The sequence below is a fragment of the Amniculibacterium aquaticum genome (assembly GCF_003852705.1).
Classification (GTDB): Bacteria; Bacteroidota; Bacteroidia; order Flavobacteriales; family Weeksellaceae; genus Amniculibacterium; species Amniculibacterium aquaticum.
This window is the reverse complement of sequence record NZ_REFA01000001.1, coordinates 214,055-236,942: the sequence shown is the minus strand read 5'-3', so window position 1 is coordinate 236,942 and position 22,888 is coordinate 214,055. Positions and strand designations below refer to the sequence as shown.

Here is a 22,888-nt window from a genome sequence, read left to right as displayed (position 1 = left end):
AAAAAACCCCGCTTTAGAAGCGGGGTTGGTATGTAATTAATATTAATTAGTATCCAATATTTTGTTGAATAGCTGAATTCACATTAACTTCATCTTGTGGAATTGGCAAAGCCCACTTGTGACTTGACATTGGCAAGTTGGATGGGTTTGCACCAGGATAGTTCGCTGAACTAGATGTATAATCCGCAGCATCTCTATCAATACCTAAACCTGCTAAATTACCCAATCTCTTAAGATCTAAGAAACGGTATCCTTCGAAAGCGAATTCAATTCTTCTTTCATTTAAGATTCCAGCCCAAGCAGCTGTTGCATTACCATAAACTGGCATTGCAGGAGCTACAGTATTTCTTGCTGTTCTAATTGCCTGTACCGCAGTAGCAGCGCCGGCAAGGTCACCAGCAGCAGCTCTAGCTTCAGCTTTGATCAAATACATCTCAGACAATCTCATTACTTTGATATCGTTGTTATTTGCATTCGTAGCTGCTGTTGCCCAAGTTGCAGAACCAGTTGCAACACCTCCGTGTTTATTAATAATTAATTTATCCGTATTTCTATAATCAGAAGAAGTAGCATAATTAACATCTACAACTGAAGAAGGAGCGATAATAACATTTGCTCTAACATCGGACAAAGTACCTAAAGTATTAGCAGGTAAGTTTGTTGGATTTAAAACATTGTGCAAAGATCTACCAACTTCATAGAATGGAGAACCTGTCAAGTTCGGACGAATTGAACACCATGCATTGTGCAAGTTGAAACCTTGTGAGTTTTGGTTAGGAGTTCTTTTCAATTTGAACATTACTTCAGAAGAGTTGGTATCTGAGAAAAACATCTGCTTATACTGAGTTGGAGTAGCCAAAGTCAATACTCCAGAAGTAATTACATTGTCTGCCCAAGTTTCTGCATTTGCATAATCTCCTTTATACGCATAAGCTCTTGCTTTCAATCCCATTGCAAAAAACAAGTTCGCTGCCACTTGAGATTGAGCCATTGGATTGGCATTATACAAAGCAATTGCATTATCCAAATCTGAATGAATTAAAGAATAAAAAGCACCGTTAGTAGCTCTTGGATTTGTCTTTTCTTCCGGTTTAAAAACATGATCTGCTAATACACCAGCCAAGGCGTTATTATCTTTCATGTCAGGTGTGAAATATGACAAGATTCTCAAATGACAAAATGCACGAACAACCAAAGCTTGAGCTTTTATATTTGCAATTTTAGAAGCGTCTGCCGCATCGACTGGAGTAATTTTATCTGCAATCGTAATCACTCTATTAGCTCTAGCCAATGTGAAATATGCACCATTCCAAAGAGCACCAGGTGCACCTGCAGATGGAGTCATATAGAATACGAAATCATCATCTAAACCTTGACCACCGTTTGCAAAACCAATACCTACTTCATCAGTAAATACCGATACAAATTCTGCTTCTGATCTGCTGTTTAAGTTAGCGTATGTAGAATTTAACAATTGTTGTAATTCTGAACTGGTCTGAATAGCAACATCTTCTGTTAGTGCACCTGGAGTGAAAGGTGTCATTAAGTCTCTATCACAAGATACTAATGATAAACCTGCCACGACGATACACATATTGAATATTTTTTTCATTTTTTTTAAATTTAAATATTAATAATATTTATTAAAACTTAACATCAACTCCTAAAGTAAATGTTCTTGGAGATGGATATTGATATTGATCGGATCCTCTATTACTTTCAGGATCGTATCCTCTCCATTTAGTCCAGTTATACAAGTTCTCACCTTGTACAAAGATAGACAAATCTTTCACAAAGGTTCCTTCTAACACTGCTCTAGGCACTTTGTAACCAATTTGTGCATTTCTCATACGAACATAAGAAGCGTCAACTAAAAATCTATCTGAGTTGGCTTGATATGCATAGTTAGAAGCATTAAGAGCAGGAACATCAGTATTCGTATTTGTTGGAGTCCATGCATTCAATAAATCAGTTGAAACATTAAATGTTCCTAGTTCTCCTGGATCTAACATTCCTTCTAAATCCCAATCAAATCTAGATACACCACTTACAAAAGTAAATGTCGTGCTTGCATAGAATCCTTTATATCCTAAATCGAAACCGAAACCACCTTGATACTTAGGAGTAGATCCGTACTTAGCAAGTTTTCTATCGTCCATGGTTGGAGTTTCTGTTGGATTTCCATTTGCATCCTCAAACAATAAGTTACCATTTGCTGGGTTAACACCGATGTAGTGATAAACAAAAGGCAAGAATGTTTGATATCCGTTTTGAGATACTTGAGTTGGATTAGTTCCTACAGAAATTTTACCACCATTCATTTGAATTCCTTCAATAGTTTGGTTGTTAATAGATCCATTCGCTCTAAGAGTCAAGTTCCAACCTTCTCCGTGCTTGCTTCTCAAGATGTCGTACGCCAATCCCAATTCATAACCTTTGTTATAGATTGCATTGTCTGTATTTTTATCGATTGCCGTAGTACCTAAAGCAGGAACTGTTGGATCGGACATGAACAAGTCATAAGTTTTCTTGGTATAATAATCGAAGCTACCTCTTAATCTTCTTGAGAACAATTCGAAGTCTGTACCAATGTTATATGTTTTAGTTGTTTCCCATCTCAATTCTGGATAACCGAAAGAAATACTATATCCTAAACCACCGTTATAGGCATTATTAGATGGACTATAGATATCTAAGAAACCTGGAGGCACCAATCCTGAATAAATTGAACCTGAAACATATCTTTGGTTACCTACAGTACCGATAGATCCTCTAATTTTCCAAGAATCAACAAAGGATACATTGTCCATGAATTTTTCTTCATCAACATTCCAACGAGCACCTAAAGACCAGAATGTACCCCATTGTCTGTCTTTGTCAAATCTGCTGGTTCCATCTCTTCTCGCAGTAGCTACAAAACCGTATTTTTTACTGAAATCATACTCGAAACTTCCGAAATAAGAAATCATGTTCAAATGCAATCTTGATGCCGAAACTGAAGGTACATAGAAATCGTGTGAGGACACATCTGTAACATATCCAGCACCTGTATTAGGAATGAATGTTTTATGATTTAAACCTCTCTGAGTAAAGTTATTATTCTCTGTTGTTGAATGGTTATACTCCGCATTCCCTTGAACATTGAAGCTGTGCTCTCCAATCGTTTTGGAATAATCCAATTGCCAAAGGTTATTGAATAAGAACTCTCTTCTTTGAGCAATCCCTTCGTTACCGTTAAAGTTACCTCCCATATATGAAGGGGTACCTTGAGTAGAAGAGAACAACAAACCGTTAAAAGAGTTTGGTCCAGTTGAAGAAACTGATCTCGTTGTCAAGAATTGCCCTGAAGTTCTAACTCTACCTGTAAGCCCTTCTAAGATTTTATAAGACATCTCAGCACCCGCATCCAATCTTAACTCGTCGGTTAGGTTAGGTGAAGTGTATAATTTATCAATCAAAAACAATGGTGTATACAATAAAGTACCGTCCGTTGCATAAAGATCAAAAACATCAAGAGATCCTGTATATAAACTTGGAGAAACATAAGGAGCACCTTTAAAAGCACCAATAATAAAGTTGTTATTAACACCTCCAGTTCCCAAAGCCTGTGCTTCGTTGTTCTTAGAGAAACCAACAGCCGTATTCAAGCTATACTTCAATCGATCGTTGTTACTTTTCCCTTCGATATTGTTACGAACATTGAATCTTTTAAGTGAAGTACCTCTTAGGATACCATCTTGCTCATAGTACCCAACAGAAGTATAAGAATTCACATTTTTACCTCCTGTAGTCAATGACAAAGTATGGCTACTAGAAACTGCAGGTCTAAAGAAATATTTAGTCCAGTCTGTATCAATTTGATAATTATCAATATCGCTTTGTGTCATGGTTGCTCCTAGACCAACACCAAATTGATTTTCTAAAGTCAACATTTGTCTGGAGTTCGCTTTGTTATACTTGTTAGTCTGAAGCATTGACACCCCAAAGAAAGATTGATAACGAACATCAAAACGAGATCCATAAGAACCTCTCTTGGTTTTGATAACAACCACACCGTTTGAACCTCTGTTACCATACTGTGCAATTGCAGTTGCATCTTTCAATACCTCGATACTTTCGATATCTTGGGAGTTGATTGATCTAAAGTTATCAGAGTTGGATGGAAATCCATCAATAACATATAGAGGATCTGTACTACCGTTATAGGTACCTACCCCTCTAATGATTACTGAAGACTTTGCACCTGGCTGACCTGTTCCTGTGGAAATGTTCACCCCTGCAAGCTGTCCTTGAACAATATTCATGGCATTTGCATTTGGTCTATCCTCAATTGTTTCACTTTTCACTTGAGCAACAGAGATAACCGCTGTTTTTTTACTTACGGTTCTGTACCCTTGCACAACAACTTCGTCAATTTTTTTCTCCTTAGTTACTGTGTCTTTTTTCGCCTGAGCATCAACGCCTTGTCCAATAAAGAACAAAACCCCCATGCTTAGCACTCGCAATTTTACATTCATATTAACAAATTTTAATATTTTTATCGTACAAATATGTTAAATATAATTAACATACACAAAGAAATATTAAAAAAAAGAAAAAACTTAACATTCCATGCCAATTTTTTCTAATATCGATGTTTTGCATTAATAATAATTCTTTATTTTATCATATTTCTAATTTTGACACTAAAATAACGATTATAGAAATCAAAATAAAATTAAAATATTTGCTTAAATGGCTTATAAATCAAAAAAAGTTGAGCACCAAGGCTCAACTTTTTTTGATTTTCATTAACTTCAAAATAAAAAGTTAAATATTTTACTTTTTAATAAATTTTTCGGAGAACTCTTTTCCTTTTTTATCTTTATAAATCAGAAGATACTCAGACTTATTCAAATTTTGAACATTCAATCTACCGTCTTTAATTACTTTTTGCAAAACAATTCTCCCTGAAAGATCCAATACCGTAACATTAGCTTCGATCAAATTGTTGTTTTTAAAATACAAAAAGTCTTGTGTGGGATTTGGATACAACAATATCTCATCTCCTTTCAATGCAGCTTCATTAGTTCCTAAGCTCGATAAATTTGTGGATGTTACAATCAATGAATAGTTTTGACTGCCCCCTAGCAATGCTCCTTTATGAGTCACTGTTATGGTATAAGTCCCCGAAGGATTTGGAATATCAACTCTTTCATAATTGTCAACATTGTTTTGAGCGTCATTTGCAGCAGGATTGGTATAATCACTCATACCAAACAGCCTCCATGGATAGTAAACCGTTCCTGATGAAGAAGTTACTTTAACATCCAAATCGTTTACCAAATATTTTGTTGATGGATCAACGGTACCTGTATTAGGAGTTGGATACGCAGGATCGGTCCAAGATATGGACACTTTCAAAGGACCTGTCCCATTGGCTGTTATGGTTTTGGTAAATACTGCTGCATTGGACAACGATCGTTCTTCAATGATACTTCTGCTATTCGTAAGATTTTTATCTCGAATTGCCTTAGCCGAATTTTCTGCATTAATCAACCCCCATCCGAAAGAGTAATCAGGTCCTGGAGCATAACCCGCTTCATCCGCAGTATGCAAAACCAAACCTTTCAATGTTGCCGCTTTCAAATAATTGGTATAAAGTTGTTTGTGATATTGTTGCAATAGAGTTAACACACCGGTCACACCTGGCGTAGCCATCGAAGTCCCGTTCATGGTTCCGTATGCTGCATCACTACTACTAACAGAAGAATATACAGCAACTCCTTTCATAGAAATTTCCGGTTTAATTCTTCCATCATCAGAAGGTCCCCAGCTGCTAAATGAAGACATTACTACATCACCTTCATTTTGATAATTATTCACCTGTTCAACAGCGGCAACTGTAATTGCGTTTTTAGAATTTCCATGTCCAAAAATCAAATCATTCCCTCCTTTATTTGCAATTTGCGTAGACGCAGGAGCAACCGTACTATTTCTATCATTCCCTGCAGCAACAACAGGCAAATAATATGGATTATTAAAGCACAATTGATCAAACTGCTTTGCTCTTGAGTCGTACGCTCCATAAAACCATAATGATCCTAATTGGCCTATCATATATGAATGATTTGACAACAGAAGTCCTGCTTCAGCTTCAGCTTGCATTTCTACAAGGTCATTAGTCCAATCATAAGATTTTAAATTTGAGTTAAAAGCGACTCCTTTTGCATTTGCCGTAATACCTTGTGCTGCAATAGTACCACCTACATGCGTTGCATGGGCAGCAAATGGAGAAGCAGAATCGTACAATTCTACTTTTGAGGTACCATTTACCACAAATTCTCTATGCGTATCACGAATAGATCCTCCATCCCAAACACCTGCAGTCATCCCTTGACCTTGGATGTTGATTCCTAAAGAACCTCCGTTGTATAATTTATTGGCTCTCGCTGTTATGGCTGCACCGGCATTATCCGTTTTTGCAATAATCTTTTCACCATTTGGCAAGACATCCATCAATTCGGTAATTTGTCCGTCTTTAGACACTTGATATTTTTCAACCTCTGGGTGCGCTTGTAAGTATTGCTCTAGTCTTGCTAATCTTTGTTGCTCTTCAACTTTTAATTGCTGCATAAGTACAGCATTAGCTTCTTGGTTGGAAAAAGAAGCTATTTTTCTTTTTTCTTCTGCGGTTTGCGCATTTAAGAAAATAGGCAAAATCGCAACGATAACTAAAAGTTTTTTCATTATTACTATTACTTGATTGTTAATAAATTAAAGTTGGTAAATATACATATTTTTTACCAATCCATTTTTATTTAAATAAATAAAGCATTTATACCACGAACAAAGGGAATAAATCACACGCAAACAGCTGTTTAATAGCGAATTTTTTAATTCTTTTTCAAAACTTATTCTTACAACTAAACAATTTCATCTAAAAACTGTGGTACTAAAACGAGGGTCATAATGTATTTTCTTTGGAATTTTTATAGACTCCAAAAAAAACCGGAACTGCAAGTTGCAATTCCGGTTTTGTATATCCTATGAGAAAAAACGAAATCTTATTTCAATTTTTTCTTCACTTCGACTTCCTCGTAAACTTCTAGGATATCACCTTCTTCGATGTCGTTGTACCCTTTCAGGTTCAGACCACAGTCGTATCCTTTGCTTACTTCTTTCACATCGTCTTTGAATCGTTTCAAACTTTCCAGTTCGCCATCAAACTTCACAATTCCATCACGAAGCAAACGAATCTTGGAGTTTCTGGTTACCTTACCAGTAAGTACCATACACCCTGCGATACTTCCCACTTTAGAAATTTTGAACACCTGACGGATTTCTACATTTCCGATTACCTGTTCTTTAATTTCTGGAGAAAGCATACCTTCCATCGCTTCTTTCACCTCATCGATGGCTTTGTAGATGATGGAATAAGTTCTGATTTCGATTTCTTCTCTGTCCGCCAATTCTTTTGCAGACGCTCCAGCTCTTACATTGAACCCGATGATGATCGCATCCGATGCATTGGCCAAGTTAACATCCGATTCTGTAATTTGTCCCACCCCGGAGTGCAAGATGTTTACTGAAATCTCCTCTGTTGAGAGTCTTTGTAACTGATCGGAAAGAGCTTCTACGGAACCGTCTACATCCCCTTTCAAGATGATGTTCAGTTCTTTGAAATCTCCAAGAGCAATTCTTCTTCCCAACTCTTCCAAAGTTGTATGTTTCTTGGTACGAATGGAAAGTTCTCTTTGCAACTGACCTCTCTTGTTGGCAATGGATTTAGCTTCAGACTCATCTTCGAATACACGAATTTTATCCCCGGCTGTTGGTGCACCGTCCAGACCCAAAATGGTTGCCGGCATGGACGGACCGGCCGTCTTCATATTTCTACCTCTTTCGTCCAACATGGCTTTTACCTTACCGTGGTTTTTACCGGCTAAGAGATAATCACCAATTTTCAGAGTACCGGTTTGTACCAAAACGGTTGCTACATATCCTCTACCTTTATCCAAAGAGGCTTCAATCACAACGCCTTGTGCTACTCTATCCGGATTGGCTTTCAGCTCTAGCATTTCTGCTTGGATCAAAACTTTTTCCAACAACAAATCGACATTGTTACCGAATTTTGCTGAAATTTCTTGACACTGTACATTACCACCCCATTCTTCAACCAAGACATTGAGTCCGGAAAGTTGTTGACGAATATTGTCCGGATTCGCTGTTGGCTTATCCACTTTATTGATGGCAATAATCATTGGTACACCAGCTGCTTGTGCGTGGGAGATGGCTTCTTTGGTCTGAGGCATTACATCGTCGTCCGCAGCAATTACGATAATTGCGATGTCGGTAACTTGTGCTCCTCTCGCTCTCATCGCGGTAAAGGCTTCGTGACCGGGTGTATCTAGGAAAGTTATTTTTTGTCCGTTTTCCAATTTAACATTGTAAGCACCGATGTGCTGCGTGATACCTCCGGATTCTCCAGCGATAACATTGGTTTTACGAACATAATCGAGTAATGAAGTTTTACCGTGGTCCACATGCCCCATTACGGTTACAATGGGTGCTCTAGCAACCAATTCTTCTTCGGTATCTTCAATTTCTTCAATGGCTTCCTCAAGGTCTGCATCTTGGAATTCTACTTTATATCCAAACTCATCGGTTACTAAAGTTAGGGTATCGGCTTCCAATCTTTGGTTCATCGTTACCATGACACCTAGGGAGAAACAAGCAGAGATAACTTCTGTAGGACTTACATTCATCAAGCTGGCCAATTCGCCTACGGTAATGAATTCGGTCACTTTCAAAGTTCTGTCTTGCGCATCCAATTCTTGTTGCATTTCGTCCTGCTCTCTTCTGAAAGATCTTTTTTCTTTTCTGTGCTTAGACGCTTTAGACTTACCTCTGTTGGTTAGCTTTTCAAGAGTTTCCTTGATTTGGTTTTTCACCTGTTCATCGGTCAATTCCACAGGCATAACCCTTTCTGGTCTTTTACCTCTTTTATTGTTTGCACCTCCTTGTTGTCCTGGGCGGTTTTGTCCACCTTGCTGTCCTGGACGATTTGGCCCGCCTTGGTGCGGAGGTCTATTGCCACCACCCTGATGTGGAGGTCTATTGCCGCCACCTTGAGTATTGGTATTGTTAGCTGTACCCTGATTAGGAGCATCTTTTTTGTCTATTCTTTTTCTTTTCTTTTTTGCAGAAGCACCTTTGGATTTGTCTGCAAATTGAGAAAGATCCACGGTTTGTTTTAAAATTTTAGGACCTTCCAATTTCTGATAAACCGTTTCTATCTTTTGAGGTTCTTCAAAAGAAACCTCTTTGATTTCCGCAGGTTTTTCGGCTTTTTTCTCAGCCTGTACTTCTTGCTTTGGAGCTGTTTTTTCGACAGGCTTCACCGTTTCTTTAGCTTCCGTTTTTGGAGCAGCTGTTTTAGGCTTTTGCTCTTTTGGACTTTCTGCTTTTGCAGGAGCTTTTTTACTGGATTTAGGTTTCGATGAGCTATCGATTTGGGACAGATCAATCTTGTCCAAAACTTTAAATTCTTGTTTTTCGGAAACTGGAGCAACCACTTTTTCAGGTTCTATTTTCGCAGGTTCTTCAACTTTTGTTTCTTGTACTTCAACTTTAGGGCTTTCCACAACAGGTTTGTTTGCTTCCAAATCTATTTTGCCTAAAATTTTGGTTTCTGTTTTCACAGATGCTTTGGCTCTTATCACCTCAGGTTCTTTTTTCACTTCAAGTTCCAGTTTTTCTTCTGGGACTTTAGCAATTACAACCTCATGAGAAGCTTTTCTCTGTTCACCGTCCTTAGCGAACTCCGCTTCCAATGCAGAATATGCCGATTCTTCCAATTGCGTATTAGGATTGGCTTCTACTTCGAATCCTTTCGACTGAAGAAACTCAACCAATCGGTTCATCGAAATATTAAATTCCTTAAGCGCTTTGTTTAATCTAACTTTTGGCATGTATTAATTGAATTATTTTTATAAAATTATGTAAATAAAAGTTTCTAACAACTTTATGGGGTATGAATTTGAAGTTTAACCAAAAATTAATCTTCAAATTCTGCTTTTAATATTTGCTTCACTTCCTCAATGGTTTCTTCTTCCAGATCGGTCATGTTAAGCAAAGATTCGGTTTCTTTGTCCAAGACACTTTTAGCGGTAGTCAATCCTACTTTTTTGAACTCTTCAATAATCCATCCTTCAATTTCATCGTTGAACTCGTTCAAATCCACATCATCGTCTTCGGCAGTTTCTCTGTACACATCTATCTCGTAGTCTGTTAACCAAGATGCCAAACGAATATTTTGTCCTTGCTTACCGATGACTTTAGAAATTTCTTCTACCGGCGTATGTACCAATGCGTAATTTTCTTCGGTATTGATGTCGATTTTATTGATGATCACATTCCCCAAAGCTCTTTTCACTAAGATTTCCGGGTTTTTGGACCATTGGATCACATCGATATTTTCATTGCGAAGTTCTCTTACCACACCGTGGATCCTAGAACCTTTTACACCAACGCAAGCTCCAACAGGATCAATTCTATCGTCGTAAGCATCTACAGCGATTTTTGCTTTTTCTCCTGGGATACGCACCACTTTTTTCAGCATGATGGTACCGTCTTGGATTTCTGGGATTTCTAATTCTAATAATTTCTCCAAGAATTTAGGAGCTGTTCTGGAAACAAAAATTTGCGGTTTAGAGCCTTTAAAATCTACGGATTCTACAATTGCTCTTACGCTATCTCCTTTTTTAAAGAAATCGGACGGGATTTGATTTTCTTTCAACAAGATGAATTCATTGTCTTCATCATCTACCAAAATTACATGTTTGAATCGAACATGGTGCACCTCTCCAACCACGATTTCTCCGATTCTGTCTCGGAATTTATCGTACAATTTAGAGTTGTTTCTTTCTTGTAATTTGGTTGCTAGAATTTGTTTCAGGGTAAGGATACTTCTTCTTCCCAATTGGGCAATAGGTATCTCCACGGTATATTCTTCACCCACTTCAAAAGTAGGGTCAATTTTCTTCGCTTCAGAGATTTCGATTTCCAAATCATCATCTTCGGACATTTCGTCTTCTACGATGGTTTTGTTAAGGAAAATTTGAAAATCTCCTTTGTCCGGGTTAACGATCACATCAAAATGATCGTCAGAATCGAATCTTTTTCTCAACAAAGTTTTTAGAGAATCTTCGATTATGGCCATCAACTCGTGTTTGTTAATGCTTTTTTCGTCTTTAAAATCGCCAAAGGCTTCTATCAACGCTAAACTGTTCATCCTTTTATATATTAAGTTTAAGGTATTATTAAAATTTTATTGCAACCAGTGCTTTTTTTATTTCGGTATAAGGAATTACCTTTTCTTCTTCCACATCTACTTTTCCTTTGCCTACTTCTTTTGGTTTTCGGTATCTGAGCAACAAAGAAATCTGTTGATCATCTACTTTTACCAATTCACCAGAAATTTTAGATTCATCGCTTAAGATGATGTCCAAATCTCTACCCATGTTTTTCTGATATTGTCTTGGCATGGTCAACGGCTCACTCAAGCCACCAGACATTACTTGAAGTGAAAAATCATGCTCTTCTCTGTCCATATTAAATTCTATCGCACGACTGGCATCCAAACAATCCTGTAAGGTCACCCCTTGGTCGCCGTCCAAAATCACGGTAATATCATCACCTGCTGATATTTTCAAATCGAGTAAAAACAAATCCTTTCTTTCTTCAAGAAATTGATTTAGCAATTCTTCTATTTTATTTTTAAATTCCATAATTCTAAAAAAACTAAACGGGGTAGGCTTTTTTATGCCTACGAAAAAAGGCTTTCTTTCGAAGGCCTTTCCATTTTTTCCGTAAATCTTTTGCAAAGATATGAAAAATTATACAAAATCCTACAGTACAATTTGTAATTATTTAAAAAACACCGAATTTCTAAAAAATATTTAAGCACCAATTTGAAATATTATTCAGACTTTAAGACAAAAAATTGACCCAAAAAACAAACTTTCACGAGGTTTTAAATAAAAAATTTCTGCCTTTCACAAGAAAAAGAAGATAAATCATTTATATTTACTTTTGGAATGCTATTTTTGTAGATTGTTAAAAACACTATCGTTAAAAGAATGAAAAACATCATCATCACCGGAGGTGCCGGTTTTATTGGGTCGCATGTGGTTAGAGAATTTGTGAAAAACCTTCCAAATACCAACATCATCAACCTGGATGCTCTCACCTATGCCGGAAACCTGGAGAACCTGAAGGATATTGAAAACTCACCGAATTATATTTTCGAAAAAGCCGACATCACCCAACCTGAGGAACTGAGAAAGGTTTTTGAAAAACACCAACCGGATGCCGTTGTTCATTTGGCTGCCGAATCTCATGTGGACAGAAGCATCACCGACCCGAATGCCTTCATCAACACCAATGTGAACGGAACCGCCAACTTGCTGAATCTTTGTAAAGAATTTTGGACTCTGAATCCGGATCATCAACACGGGAATTTCCCGGATGAAACCAGAAAGAATCTTTTCTACCATGTTTCTACGGATGAAGTTTATGGCGCTTTGGGCGAAACGGGATTTTTCACAGAAGAAACTTCTTACGACCCGAAATCTCCGTATTCTGCCAGCAAAGCCGCATCCGATCATTTGGTGAGAGCGTACGGCAACACTTACGGAATGCCCTTCATCGTATCGAATTGCTCGAACAATTACGGACCCAATCATTTCCCGGAAAAATTAATTCCGCTTTGTGTACACAATATTTTGAATGAAAAACCACTTCCTATCTATGGCGATGGAAAATACACCAGAGATTGGCTTTTTGTGATTGATCACGCTAAGGCTATTTTCCAGATTTTCCACGAAGCAAAAACGGGTGAGACTTACAACATCGGTGGTTGGAATGAATGGCAAAACATCGATCTGGTAAAAGAGCTCATCAGACAAGTGGACGAGAAAACAGGCAAACCCGCAGGTTATTCTGAAAAACTGATCACCTTTGTAAAAGACAGACCTGGACACGACAAGAGATATGCCATAGATGCCACAAAACTCCATAACGATTTGGGTTGGAAACCCTCAGTCACTTTTGAGGAAGGTCTATCCAAAACCATAGATTGGTTCCTTGAAAACAAAGAATGGCTGGAAAGCGTAACAAGTGGAGATTATATGTCGTATTATAATTCGCAGTATAAAGTGTGAAGATGTAAAGTTGTGAAGATGTGAAGATGTTAATTGGTAAAGGTGTTTAAAAAAGGTTAATTAGAAAATTGGAAAAGGCTTTTCGAAACCTACTAACAGCTTCAAAACTTTACAAATTTACAAATCAACGAATTAACGAATCAACAAAAATAAATAAAAATGAAAATTTATTATTTTGAAAGATTGGAAGTTTGGAAAGAAGCAAAAGATTTAGGAATAATAATTTTCAAAGTATCGGACGATTTCCTAAAATTGAACAATACGGAATTACGAATCAAATCAGAAGAGTAACATTCAGTATCTCCGCAAATATTGCAGAAGGGATTTCAAGAAAAACCAATGCTGATAAAGCAAGATTTATCAACCAAGCGTACTCTTCAAGTATAGAGGTATTAAATTTTTTAATTATTTCACATGAATTGACTTGGATTGAAACTGAAAAATACATAGAGCTAAGGAAAAAAATTGAAAGCATCACAAACAAACTTAATTCCTTTTATAATAAACTAAAAAACAACGATAATTTAACTACTTAACAACTTTACACCTTCACAACTTCACGACTTTACAACTCAACCCCTCAAAAAACCAATTACTTAAAATGAAAGGAATTATACTTGCCGGAGGATCCGGAACCCGACTTTATCCACTAACGATTGCCGTGAGCAAACAACTGATGCCGGTGTACGACAAACCGATGATCTACTACCCACTTTCCATCTTATTATTGGCGGGGATTAGAGAGATCTTAATCATCACCACACCTCATGATCAGGAGGCTTTTCAAAAATTGTTGGGCGATGGATCGCAAATCGGTTGCCGTTTTGAATATAAAATACAACCTTCTCCAGACGGTTTGGCTCAAGCTTTTGTTCTGGGTGAAGAATTTATCGGCGACGATTCTGTAGCCTTGGTTTTGGGCGACAATATTTTCTACGGAACAGGTTTGCCAGAACTTTTAGAGAGCAAGACCAATGTAAAAGGAGGTTGCGTATTTGCCTACTCGGTTTCTGATCCGGAGCGATACGGCGTGGTCGAATTTGACAAGGACAACAAAGCCATTTCAATAGAAGAAAAACCTACAGAACCCAAGTCCAACTATGCCGTTCCGGGATTGTATTTTTATGACAATTCTGTGGTTGAATATGCCAAAAACCTAAAACCATCGGCAAGAGGTGAGCTGGAAATTACCGACATCAACAAAATATATTTGGAAAAAGGAACATTGGAAGTGGGTGTGATGAGCCGAGGTACCGCTTGGTTGGACACCGGGACTTTCGACTCTTTGCACGAAGCATCAGAATTTGTAAAAGTTTTAGAGAAAAGACAAGGATTCAAGATATCCTGCATCGAGGAGATTGCCTACTCCAAAGGTTTCATCAATAAAGAACAACTGCTAGCTGCAGCCGAAAAATACGGAAAAAGCGGCTATGGCGATTATTTGAAAAAATTGATTGGCTAGGAAATTCCAAACATGAAAGGCATTTCACATATCATTTACTTTATGCTATTGGCGATTACCGTCAATAGTTTTGTGTATTTTGGGTTTGCCAACACTTATTCGACCACGATCTTGAACCATCATCAATTTATCGAACAATTTCATTCGGGAATTTATCAGTACCGCATATTAAGTGGCTATTTATTGATGGGAATTTATCAATTTTTGGGAGAATTCAACTTGGATTACTCGATATTCAAATTCAAGTTTATTGAAGAAAATTCCGAGCCAAGGATGTACTTGGCATTGTATCTGCTGAACACGATATTTCTTGCGCTCTGTTCCTTATTCATTTACAGAATAACAAAAAGTAAACTTTTTAACGCTTCAAAATCCGAGAAGATATACCTACCTACTGTTGCTATTTTGATAATGGCAGTCACACAATTCGTCATTGTCCCCTACGATTGCAGCAGTTATTTCTTTCTTGCCTTATTCATATATCTGTTTTTGAAATATCTGAAAGAAAATAAAACTTCGACCCTCCTTTTACTTGGTCTAACTTTGGCGCTTTCAACCATCAACAGAGAGTCGTCGGCATTATCGATTTCTTTTGGAGCAGTTTTGCTGTACCATCAATTTGGAATTTCTAAAAAATCCATAGTTCCAACGGGTATTTTCGTCTTGGTATTCATAGCCATTTATTTAGGATTACGACTTTCCAGAGGAAGTTTTGACACCAACGATGGATTGTTAATTTATGAGAATTTCACCCAAGCCAAAAACCTACTTGGTTTAATATTTATGGGGCTTTTACTCCATTTTACCCTGATCATTTGCGAAAGCAAAATTCAGAAAAAACTCATTTGGAGTTTTCTATTTTTCGCCATCCCTTATTTGGCGATGTGCCTATTAACCGGAATATTGTATGAAGTACGATTGTATGTCCCAATATTCTTATCCACTTTGGTATTATCGAAGATTGACCTTGAAAAAATAAAGATTTAATATATATTTGTAAAAAACATTTGAATGACAGAAAAGAAACAAGAATGGACTGAAGTGATCGCAAGTCAGCATTCTTTATTTGACCTAAAACTAAAAGAAGTCTGGCGTTACAAAGACTTGGTCTATATGTTTGTTAAAAGGGATTTTGTCTCGGGTTTCAAACAAACCATCTTGGGGCCGCTCTGGTTCTTCATCAATCCCATCCTTACCACCATCGTTTATTTGGTTGTTTTCGGTAAAATTGCCGGACTATCAACAGACGGTGTGCCTAAAATTTTATTTTACTTGGTAGGTGTAACACTTTGGAATTATTTCTCCAGCTGCTTGTTGGGCACTTCCAATGTATTCACCGCCAATGCCAATATTTTCGGGAAAGTCTATTTCCCCAGATTGGTGATGCCCATTACCATTGTCATCTCCAATTTGATGAAATTCGGGGTGCAGTTTGCGCTCTTTCTGATCGCTTGGATCTATTATTTTTCTGAAGGCGAAATACAGCCCAACATTTGGATTTTGGCTACCCCATTTCTCATTTTCCTAATGGCCATTTTTGCCCTGGGTATGGGAATGATTTTCTCGGCACTGACCACCAAATACAGAGATTTGCAAATGCTTCTCAGCTTTGGGGTAAGTTTGTTGATGTACGCCACGCCGGTAATCTATCCCCTTTCTGCATTGAGTGGGATTTTCAAAAAAATTGCTATTTACAATCCACTTACCGGAATTTTTGAATGTTTCAAATACGGTTGGCTGGGTTCTGGCGACTTCTCGCCCATGATTTTGGCCGTAAGTACAGGGATCATTTTAATCCTACTTGCCATAGGAACTCTTATCTTTAACAAAGTAGAAAAATCTTTTATGGACACGGTTTAAGGTTGAGGTTAAGATTAAGGTTTAGGCTAAGGTTTAGATTTAGATTAAGCAAAAGATTTAGATGATGTATAAAGATTTTACAGAGATGCCGGTTTGGATTACAGCAATGGAAATTGCGGTTGAAGTCTTTCATCTTAGCTGCCCTCTTCCTAAATCCGAAGATTATGCCTTGAAATCTCAAATCCGCAGATCGGCTGAGAGTGTTTCTGCAAATATTGCTGAAGCGTTTGGCAGATTTCACACCAAAGACAAAATCAACTTTTATTACTTTGCAAAAGGTTCTGCTTACGAAACAAAAAGTCATCTTATCTATGGACAACAGACTAAATACTTTAACTCAACCGATATCCAAAATATTTGTACTAAAATAGACGATTGCATCCATCATATCAATAAAATAATAAAAACTTTAGACTCTAAGCCTTAATCTTAGCCTAAGCCTTAACCTTAGCCTAAGCCTTAGCCTTAATCTTAGCCTTAGCCTTAGTCTAAACCTAAACCTCACACAAATGCTCGCACTAAAAGCTGAAAATATATCCAAACAATACCGACTGGGACAAGTCGGAACCGGGACCATTTCCCATGATCTGAACCGTTTTTGGGCTCAAATCCGCGGTAAAGAAGATCCGTATCTGAAAATTGGCGAAGCCAACGACAGAACATCCAAAGGAAATTCTGAATATGTATGGTCTCTTCGAGACATCAATTTCGAAATAGAACAAGGCGATGCCGTGGGCATTATCGGGAGAAACGGTGCTGGAAAATCGACTCTCTTGAAATTACTAAGTAAAGTAACCAAACCCACCACCGGAAAAATCTATACCCAAGGTAGAATTGCCTCTTTATTGGAAGTAGGTACAGGTTTCCACCCCGAAATGACGGGCAGGGAAAATGTTTTCCTTAACGGTGCTATCCTTGGGATGACCCGAAAAGAAATTGCAAGAAAATTTGATGAGATTGTCGATTTCTCTGGAGTAGAACGATACATCGATACGCCGGTAAAAAGATATTCCAGCGGAATGTATGTGCGATTGGCGTTTGCCGTTGCCGCCCATTTGGAATCCGAAATCCTGATTGTAGATGAAGTTTTAGCCGTTGGCGATGCCGAGTTCCAGAAAAAATGTTTGGGTAAAATGGGTGATGTATCCAAAGGCGAAGGGAGAACGGTTTTGTTTGTGAGCCATAATATGACGGCGGTGAAATCACTTTGCAAAACAGGAATCGTCATGTCTAATGGTAAAATATTATATACCGGGGCAATAGAAAGAGCTCTAAGCGAGTACAATGGAGACAAACAATCCTTTGGAAATACTGTAATCCTCGGTGAAAATAGGGATTTTAATAATAAATTATTCCAGCTTAATAAAGTAGAGTTGGTTGATGAAAAATTTAAAGCCCAAGAAAAAGATTTTGAAGAAAACGAAAAATTCAACCTACTTACCGATATAAACATTTATGATTCTGAAAACAAATATCATCTTTCGTATGTCGTAAAAAACTTTAATAATGATGTGTTGTTTACCATGAATAATGCATACAATACCCAATTAAAAGGAGGAAACAACCAAATAATTTGCGATATTCCAAAAGATTTTTTTAATGTGGGAGAATATGTTATTTCACTCTACATTATAAAAAATACTCATGAAGCAGTATTGTATGAAGAAGACCTACTTACCTTTAGAATTAAAGAAAGAAGTAAAGACTTTGGAGAATGGATGGGGATAGAACCCGGGTTTGTAAAAACAAATTTTGAATGGAAGCAATTATAAGAAAAATTGTACACTATATAAAAAACAACGAAAACATTTCTAATCCTTTTGTTAAATTCATTTTTAACAAAAAATATCATGCTACCCATCAAATTGTAAAAATAGAGGATCTCAAAAATTGCGAAAAAGAGAGGATAAAAACCTATTTCTCTGCATCTCGATTTACCAGTTGGCTACCAAGATTCGATACAAACAACCCACCTAAATCAATAGTCGTAAAAAGTCCAGAAACAGCATTGTTTCAATTCAAAAATGCAATTGTAGATGCAGACAGCACAGCAATTATGTATCTAAAAAAATTACGAGTATGCCGATATAATGACGAGAGATATAATGAAGGTTTTGTACAATGGCACGATACGACAAATGCTAAAATAAAAATCAGCCCGACTGAAAAAATAAATTCCGGTTTTTTTTTAGGAGGTAATGGAAGTTGGAATTGGTATCATTTTTTAGTGGAAATTGCTCCAAAACTTTTATTATTTGATACCCAATTAGAAACCACTATTTTGGTAAGCGAAACGGTTATAAAATATCCGAGTATGCAGAAAATTTTAAATTTAATAAATGATAATGCAAACTTAATTTACCTTAACAAAAATCAACTTTATGAAGTGAATAAACTGTGGTATATCAATGACTTCAACCATGTACAATTCAATCGTTTTGATGATGAAATAAAATCCGACGGCACCTACTTTAATGCAGAGTTAACTCAAAAATTTTCAGATAAAATATTGCAATCTATTAAATTAGAACCCAAAACGGCAGAAAATATTTTTTTATATCGAAAAAACACTCATCGTATTGCAAAAAACCAAGACCTAATCGTAGATTTTCTTTCTCAGTATAATTACAAGGCAATCTGCCTGGAGGAATTGGACTTAGAAAAACAAATAAGTTATTTTTACCACGCAAAAAGTATTATTGGTATTTCGGGAGCTGCATGGGCTAATCTAATTTTTTGTAGAAACCAGCCCAAAGCCATTTGTTTTCTACCCAAAAACGCAAAAGAATTTGCTGCTTTTTCTAATTTAGCGCAAATATTTGATGTAGAGTTAATCTCTCAATTATATGATAATGATGAAAAACACACCCAAAGTAATTTTGAAATAGACTTTATGCATTTTAAAAAAATATTCTCTAAACTACACACAAACTATGAAAAATACTAACCCCCACCTTATAACATTAGACAAGATAGGTTCTTCCGACCTTGGCTACATAACCATTGCGGAAGCACAGCAAAACATTCCGTTTGAGATCAAAAGAGTCTATTGGACTTATTATACGCCACAAGATGTGGTGAGAGGTGGGCATGCTCATAAAAATTTGGAACAAGTTATTTTTGCGGTTTCAGGAACGATTACCTTCAATACCGAAGACAAAGACGGCAACCGAGAAGCCTTTGTTTTGGACCATCCTTCCAAGGGATTGTACATCCCAAAACTCATCTGGAGAGACATCCACTTTACCCACTCGGCGGTATTGTTGTGTTTGGCATCCGAACATTATACGGAAGACGATTATTTTAGAAATTTCACAGAATTTAAAGAATATACTAATGGTTAAAATTCATCCTTTGGCTGATGTACAGTCCGAAAATATTGGTGATGGCACTATGATTTGGCAATTTTGCGTGGTTTTAAAAAATGCTAAAATCGGAAAAAATTGCAATATTAATTGCCAAGTTTTAATAGAAAACAAAGCAATAATTGGCGACAATGTAACCGTAAAACCCGGTGTGCAAATTTGGGACGGAATTACTCTGGAGGACAATGTTTTTGTGGGGCCTAATGTTACCTTTACCAACGATCTATTCCCAAAATCGAAAAATGTTGATTTTGAATTAAAGGAGACGCTCATCAAAAAAGGAGCTTCCATAGGAGCCAATGCAACCATTTTGGCAGGGATTACCATTGGTGAAAATGCTTTAATTGGCGCCGGAACTGTGGTCACCAAAGATGTTCCTGCTAATGAAATTTGGGTTGGGAATCCTGCAAAATATTTGAAGAAAAAGTAATTACCTAAGAGTAATGATACAAAATAAACCTCTCGTCACCATCGTCGTTATCTCCTACAACCAAGGAAAATACATCCGTGAAAATCTAGATAGTATAAAAAACCAGACCTATCCCAATATAGAATTAATCGTAGGTGATGACGCCTCACCAGACAACTCTGTGGAGGTATTTGAAAATTGGTTAAAGGAAAACAATTACCCTACGACCTATAAAAATTATCATACAAAAAACACCGGTTTGGCAACCATGCTGAATGAGTGTATAGAAAAGGCCAACGGAAAATACATAAAACTCATTGCTGCAGATGACTTTTTACACCCGGAAGCGATAGAAAAATGCGTGGAAAAATTAGAAAGTTTGGGAGAAAATTATGGGATGGTTTTCACCGATACTTTTGCCATTAATGACCATTCAAATATCATTGCAGAAATTGCAGATTATAACAGTTTAGGTAGTATTTCTCCATTAGAATTTAGAGCTAAATTAATAGATGGGAATAAAATCGCAGCATTAACCGTTTTAATGCGAACCGATGTGGTAAAAGAAACCGGAAAATACGACTCTAAATTTATAGTTGAAGACTATTATCGTTGGTTGAAAATAAGTGAAAAATATTACATTGCTTATATCCCAGAAAAATTAGCCTTCTACAGACAACACGATACCAACATCAGCAAAACAAAAGCAGAAAGAATTGCAACAGAAGATTTTCTCCTACGAATGATGTTTGATAAAGAGGGAGTCTATCAAAAATATATTAATACAAAAATTTATAAAGAATATATTGAAAATAAATTAAGTTCCGAAATTAGAAATGCTTTTCTTAACTATCCGTATAAAAGTAAAAGATTATATTTAGCATTGAAATACAGAATACCATCTTTTATTTATAAATTAATTTTATAACGATATTAAATTTAAAAATCTTGACTACACCATTAATATCCGTCATCGTTCCTTGCTACAACCAAGCCCAGTACTTGGACGAATGTCTGCAATCAGTTCTGGACCAAACCTATCCCAATTGGGAATGCATCATTGTGAATGATGGCAGCCCTGACAATACCGAGGATATTGCTTTGCAATGGACGGATAAAGACGATCGTTTTCTATATTTAAACAAAGAAAATGGTGGGCTTTCTTCAGCACGAAATGCCGGGTTAGAAAATGCAAAAGGCGATTGGATACAATTTTTGGATTGTGACGATACTTTAGAAAAAGAAAAGTTCCAAGAAAGTACAAAATATTTTGAAAACCATGATCTAATCATTTCTCAATTCAACATACAAAAAGGTAAAGCAAAGTTCCCAGGATATTCCATCATAAAAAATGAATTTCTCAATTTTGAAAGTATCCTTCTTTTTTGGGGCAAAGAAATAAGCATCCCCATACATTGTGGGTTGTTTAAGAGCAATTGCCTTCAGGATTTCAAATTTGACACGAATGTTAAAAGTATGGAAGATTGGCTGATGTGGTTGCACATCTTTAATAAAAAACCCAATTACAAAACCATTGACAATGCATTGGCCAACTACAGGAAAGAAGATGATAATTCGATGTCTGGAGATTTGAAAAAATTGGTATTGCAAAAGATTGCTATCTTCCCAAAAATAAAGATTTTGTATGGTGATGAAACCCATGACCGATTAGCTTATCACGAAATAAAAACCAAATCTTTTGAGAATTTAGATTTAAAAATAGAACTCAAGAAATTGAAGAACGATATTTTTTTATCAAAATATCTGAATTTAAAAAAATTGTACTATAACCTAAGAACTAAAATATGAAAATTAAAGCCATCAATGACTTTGTAGCTTGCAATGAAAAATCAGACAAGACCCTTCACCACGGATATCAAAGATTTTACCCTTATTTTTTAGAGCCTCTTCGAGATATTGAAAATCTAAAAATGCTCGAGCTTGGGTATGACAATGGATACTCTATTGGAATTTGGGAAGCGTATTTTAAAAATCCTAAAATTGATTCTATTGATATTATCGACAATCCGAAAGATGAAAGATTGAACAAATTTTACAATGTAAACCAAGATAAAACCGAAGAATTAGATGCATTTGTAAAACAAAACTCTCAACACTATCATTTCATCATCGACGATGCTTCGCATATCCCACAACATCAGTGGAATACCTTTATACGCTTTTTCTCTATTTTGGAAGAAGGCGGTGTGTACATTATCGAAGATACCGAAACCAATTTCTGGGGAAGAGCTTGGCAATATGGATACGGTTTCGATTCAAGAATTTTTTCCATATATCAAAAATTAGATATCGTCAATGAATTTATCAATTCCGAATTTATTGAAGAAAATTTACAAACCAAATACAATTTATCCGATTTAGAAACCCAATGTTTGCAACAGATCGAGATGATGTCTTTAGGGCAAAACTGTGTAATCTTCACCAAAAAATCAGAAAAATTCAAACCCTATTATCGAAACTTTGAAAATTACAAACACAAAAAATCGGTACATCTGGTGGATATTTCTGAAAAGCCATTGCATAAAAGAGTCGTACAAAAAATAAAAAATATTTTCCCTTTCTAAAT

Annotated in this window: 19 protein-coding genes; 13 read left to right on the top strand and 6 right to left on the bottom strand. The window is 36.5% G+C overall.

The annotated features are described in order from the left end of the window. Nucleotides 1-46: 46 nt before the first annotated feature. From EIY84_RS01075 to rimP, 6 genes are all read right to left on the bottom strand, one after another. The gene (locus tag EIY84_RS01075) at nucleotides 47-1,543 is read right to left on the bottom strand and encodes a RagB/SusD family nutrient uptake outer membrane protein (RefSeq protein WP_164471996.1); all 1,497 of its coding nucleotides are present in this window, start codon (nucleotides 1,541-1,543) and stop codon (nucleotides 47-49) included. 100 nt (nucleotides 1,544-1,643) lie between these two features. Beyond that, entirely contained in the window at nucleotides 1,644-4,517 is a 2,874-nt protein-coding gene (locus tag EIY84_RS01070; RefSeq protein ID WP_124639613.1) for a SusC/RagA family TonB-linked outer membrane protein, read from the bottom strand. Nucleotides 4,518-4,818: 301 nt separating this feature from the next. Continuing rightward, complete coding sequence (locus EIY84_RS01065) at nucleotides 4,819-6,729, bottom strand: S8 family serine peptidase (protein ID WP_124639611.1); 1,911 nt, start codon at nucleotides 6,727-6,729, stop codon at nucleotides 4,819-4,821. Between the two features lie 317 nt (nucleotides 6,730-7,046). Beyond that, entirely contained in the window at nucleotides 7,047-9,953 is a 2,907-nt protein-coding gene (infB, locus tag EIY84_RS01060) for a translation initiation factor IF-2 (protein ID WP_124639609.1), read from the bottom strand. Between the two features lie 86 nt (nucleotides 9,954-10,039). Then, a complete protein-coding gene (nusA, locus tag EIY84_RS01055; protein WP_124639607.1) occupies nucleotides 10,040-11,275 on the bottom strand; it encodes a transcription termination factor NusA in 1,236 nt (411 codons plus the stop codon). Between the two features lie 28 nt (nucleotides 11,276-11,303). Beyond that, nucleotides 11,304-11,771, bottom strand: coding sequence for a ribosome assembly cofactor RimP (rimP, locus tag EIY84_RS01050; RefSeq protein WP_124639605.1), 468 nt, complete (start codon nucleotides 11,769-11,771; stop codon nucleotides 11,304-11,306). Between the two features lie 351 nt (nucleotides 11,772-12,122). Between rimP and rfbB the strand changes: the two genes are divergently transcribed. The 13 genes from rfbB to EIY84_RS00985 all read left to right on the top strand — a co-directional run bounded on the left by rfbB (nucleotide 12,123) and on the right by EIY84_RS00985 (nucleotide 22,886). Beyond that, complete coding sequence (gene rfbB / locus EIY84_RS01045) at nucleotides 12,123-13,205, top strand: dTDP-glucose 4,6-dehydratase (RefSeq protein ID WP_124639603.1); 1,083 nt, start codon at nucleotides 12,123-12,125, stop codon at nucleotides 13,203-13,205. Between the two features lie 191 nt (nucleotides 13,206-13,396). Further along, entirely contained in the window at nucleotides 13,397-13,741 is a 345-nt protein-coding gene (locus tag EIY84_RS01040; protein ID WP_241154711.1) for a four helix bundle protein, read from the top strand. Between the two features lie 65 nt (nucleotides 13,742-13,806). After that, a complete protein-coding gene (gene rfbA / locus EIY84_RS01035) occupies nucleotides 13,807-14,667 on the top strand; it encodes a glucose-1-phosphate thymidylyltransferase RfbA (protein WP_124639601.1) in 861 nt (286 codons plus the stop codon). A 12-nt stretch (nucleotides 14,668-14,679) separates the two neighbouring features. Beyond that, on the top strand, nucleotides 14,680-15,654 hold the full coding sequence (locus EIY84_RS01030; protein ID WP_124639599.1) for a glycosyltransferase family 39 protein: 975 nt from the start codon (nucleotides 14,680-14,682) through the stop codon (nucleotides 15,652-15,654). A 24-nt stretch (nucleotides 15,655-15,678) separates the two neighbouring features. Beyond that, on the top strand, nucleotides 15,679-16,527 hold the full coding sequence (locus EIY84_RS01025; protein ID WP_124639597.1) for an ABC transporter permease: 849 nt from the start codon (nucleotides 15,679-15,681) through the stop codon (nucleotides 16,525-16,527). A gap of 61 nt (nucleotides 16,528-16,588) precedes the next feature. Beyond that, nucleotides 16,589-16,954, top strand: a complete 366-nt coding sequence (locus EIY84_RS01020; protein WP_206428183.1) for a four helix bundle protein — start codon at nucleotides 16,589-16,591, stop codon at nucleotides 16,952-16,954. An 82-nt stretch (nucleotides 16,955-17,036) separates the two neighbouring features. Further along, nucleotides 17,037-18,299 carry an ABC transporter ATP-binding protein gene (locus EIY84_RS01015; protein WP_124639595.1) on the top strand — a complete coding sequence of 421 codons (1,263 nt, stop codon included), beginning with the start codon at nucleotides 17,037-17,039 and terminating at the stop codon, nucleotides 18,297-18,299. Nucleotides 18,300-18,583: 284 nt separating this feature from the next. Further along, the gene (locus EIY84_RS01010) at nucleotides 18,584-19,474 is read left to right on the top strand and encodes a glycosyltransferase family 61 protein (protein WP_164471995.1); all 891 of its coding nucleotides are present in this window, start codon (nucleotides 18,584-18,586) and stop codon (nucleotides 19,472-19,474) included. After that, on the top strand, nucleotides 19,461-19,871 hold the full coding sequence (locus EIY84_RS01005; protein WP_124639591.1) for a sugar 3,4-ketoisomerase: 411 nt from the start codon (nucleotides 19,461-19,463) through the stop codon (nucleotides 19,869-19,871). Before EIY84_RS01010 ends, EIY84_RS01005 begins: the two co-directional genes overlap by 14 nt. Next, nucleotides 19,864-20,322 (top strand): acyltransferase, encoded by a 459-nt coding sequence (locus EIY84_RS01000; protein WP_124639589.1) that lies wholly within the window; start codon nucleotides 19,864-19,866, stop codon nucleotides 20,320-20,322. The genes EIY84_RS01005 and EIY84_RS01000 overlap by 8 nt, the downstream gene beginning before the upstream one ends. Before the next feature lie 13 nt (nucleotides 20,323-20,335). Next, nucleotides 20,336-21,229, top strand: a complete 894-nt coding sequence (locus EIY84_RS00995) for a glycosyltransferase family 2 protein (RefSeq protein ID WP_124639587.1) — start codon at nucleotides 20,336-20,338, stop codon at nucleotides 21,227-21,229. A gap of 20 nt (nucleotides 21,230-21,249) precedes the next feature. Then, a complete protein-coding gene (locus EIY84_RS00990; RefSeq protein WP_164471994.1) occupies nucleotides 21,250-22,110 on the top strand; it encodes a glycosyltransferase family 2 protein in 861 nt (286 codons plus the stop codon). Next, on the top strand, nucleotides 22,107-22,886 hold the full coding sequence (locus EIY84_RS00985; RefSeq protein ID WP_124639583.1) for a hypothetical protein: 780 nt from the start codon (nucleotides 22,107-22,109) through the stop codon (nucleotides 22,884-22,886). The genes EIY84_RS00990 and EIY84_RS00985 overlap by 4 nt, the downstream gene beginning before the upstream one ends. The last annotated feature ends 2 nt before the right edge of the window (nucleotides 22,887-22,888 follow it).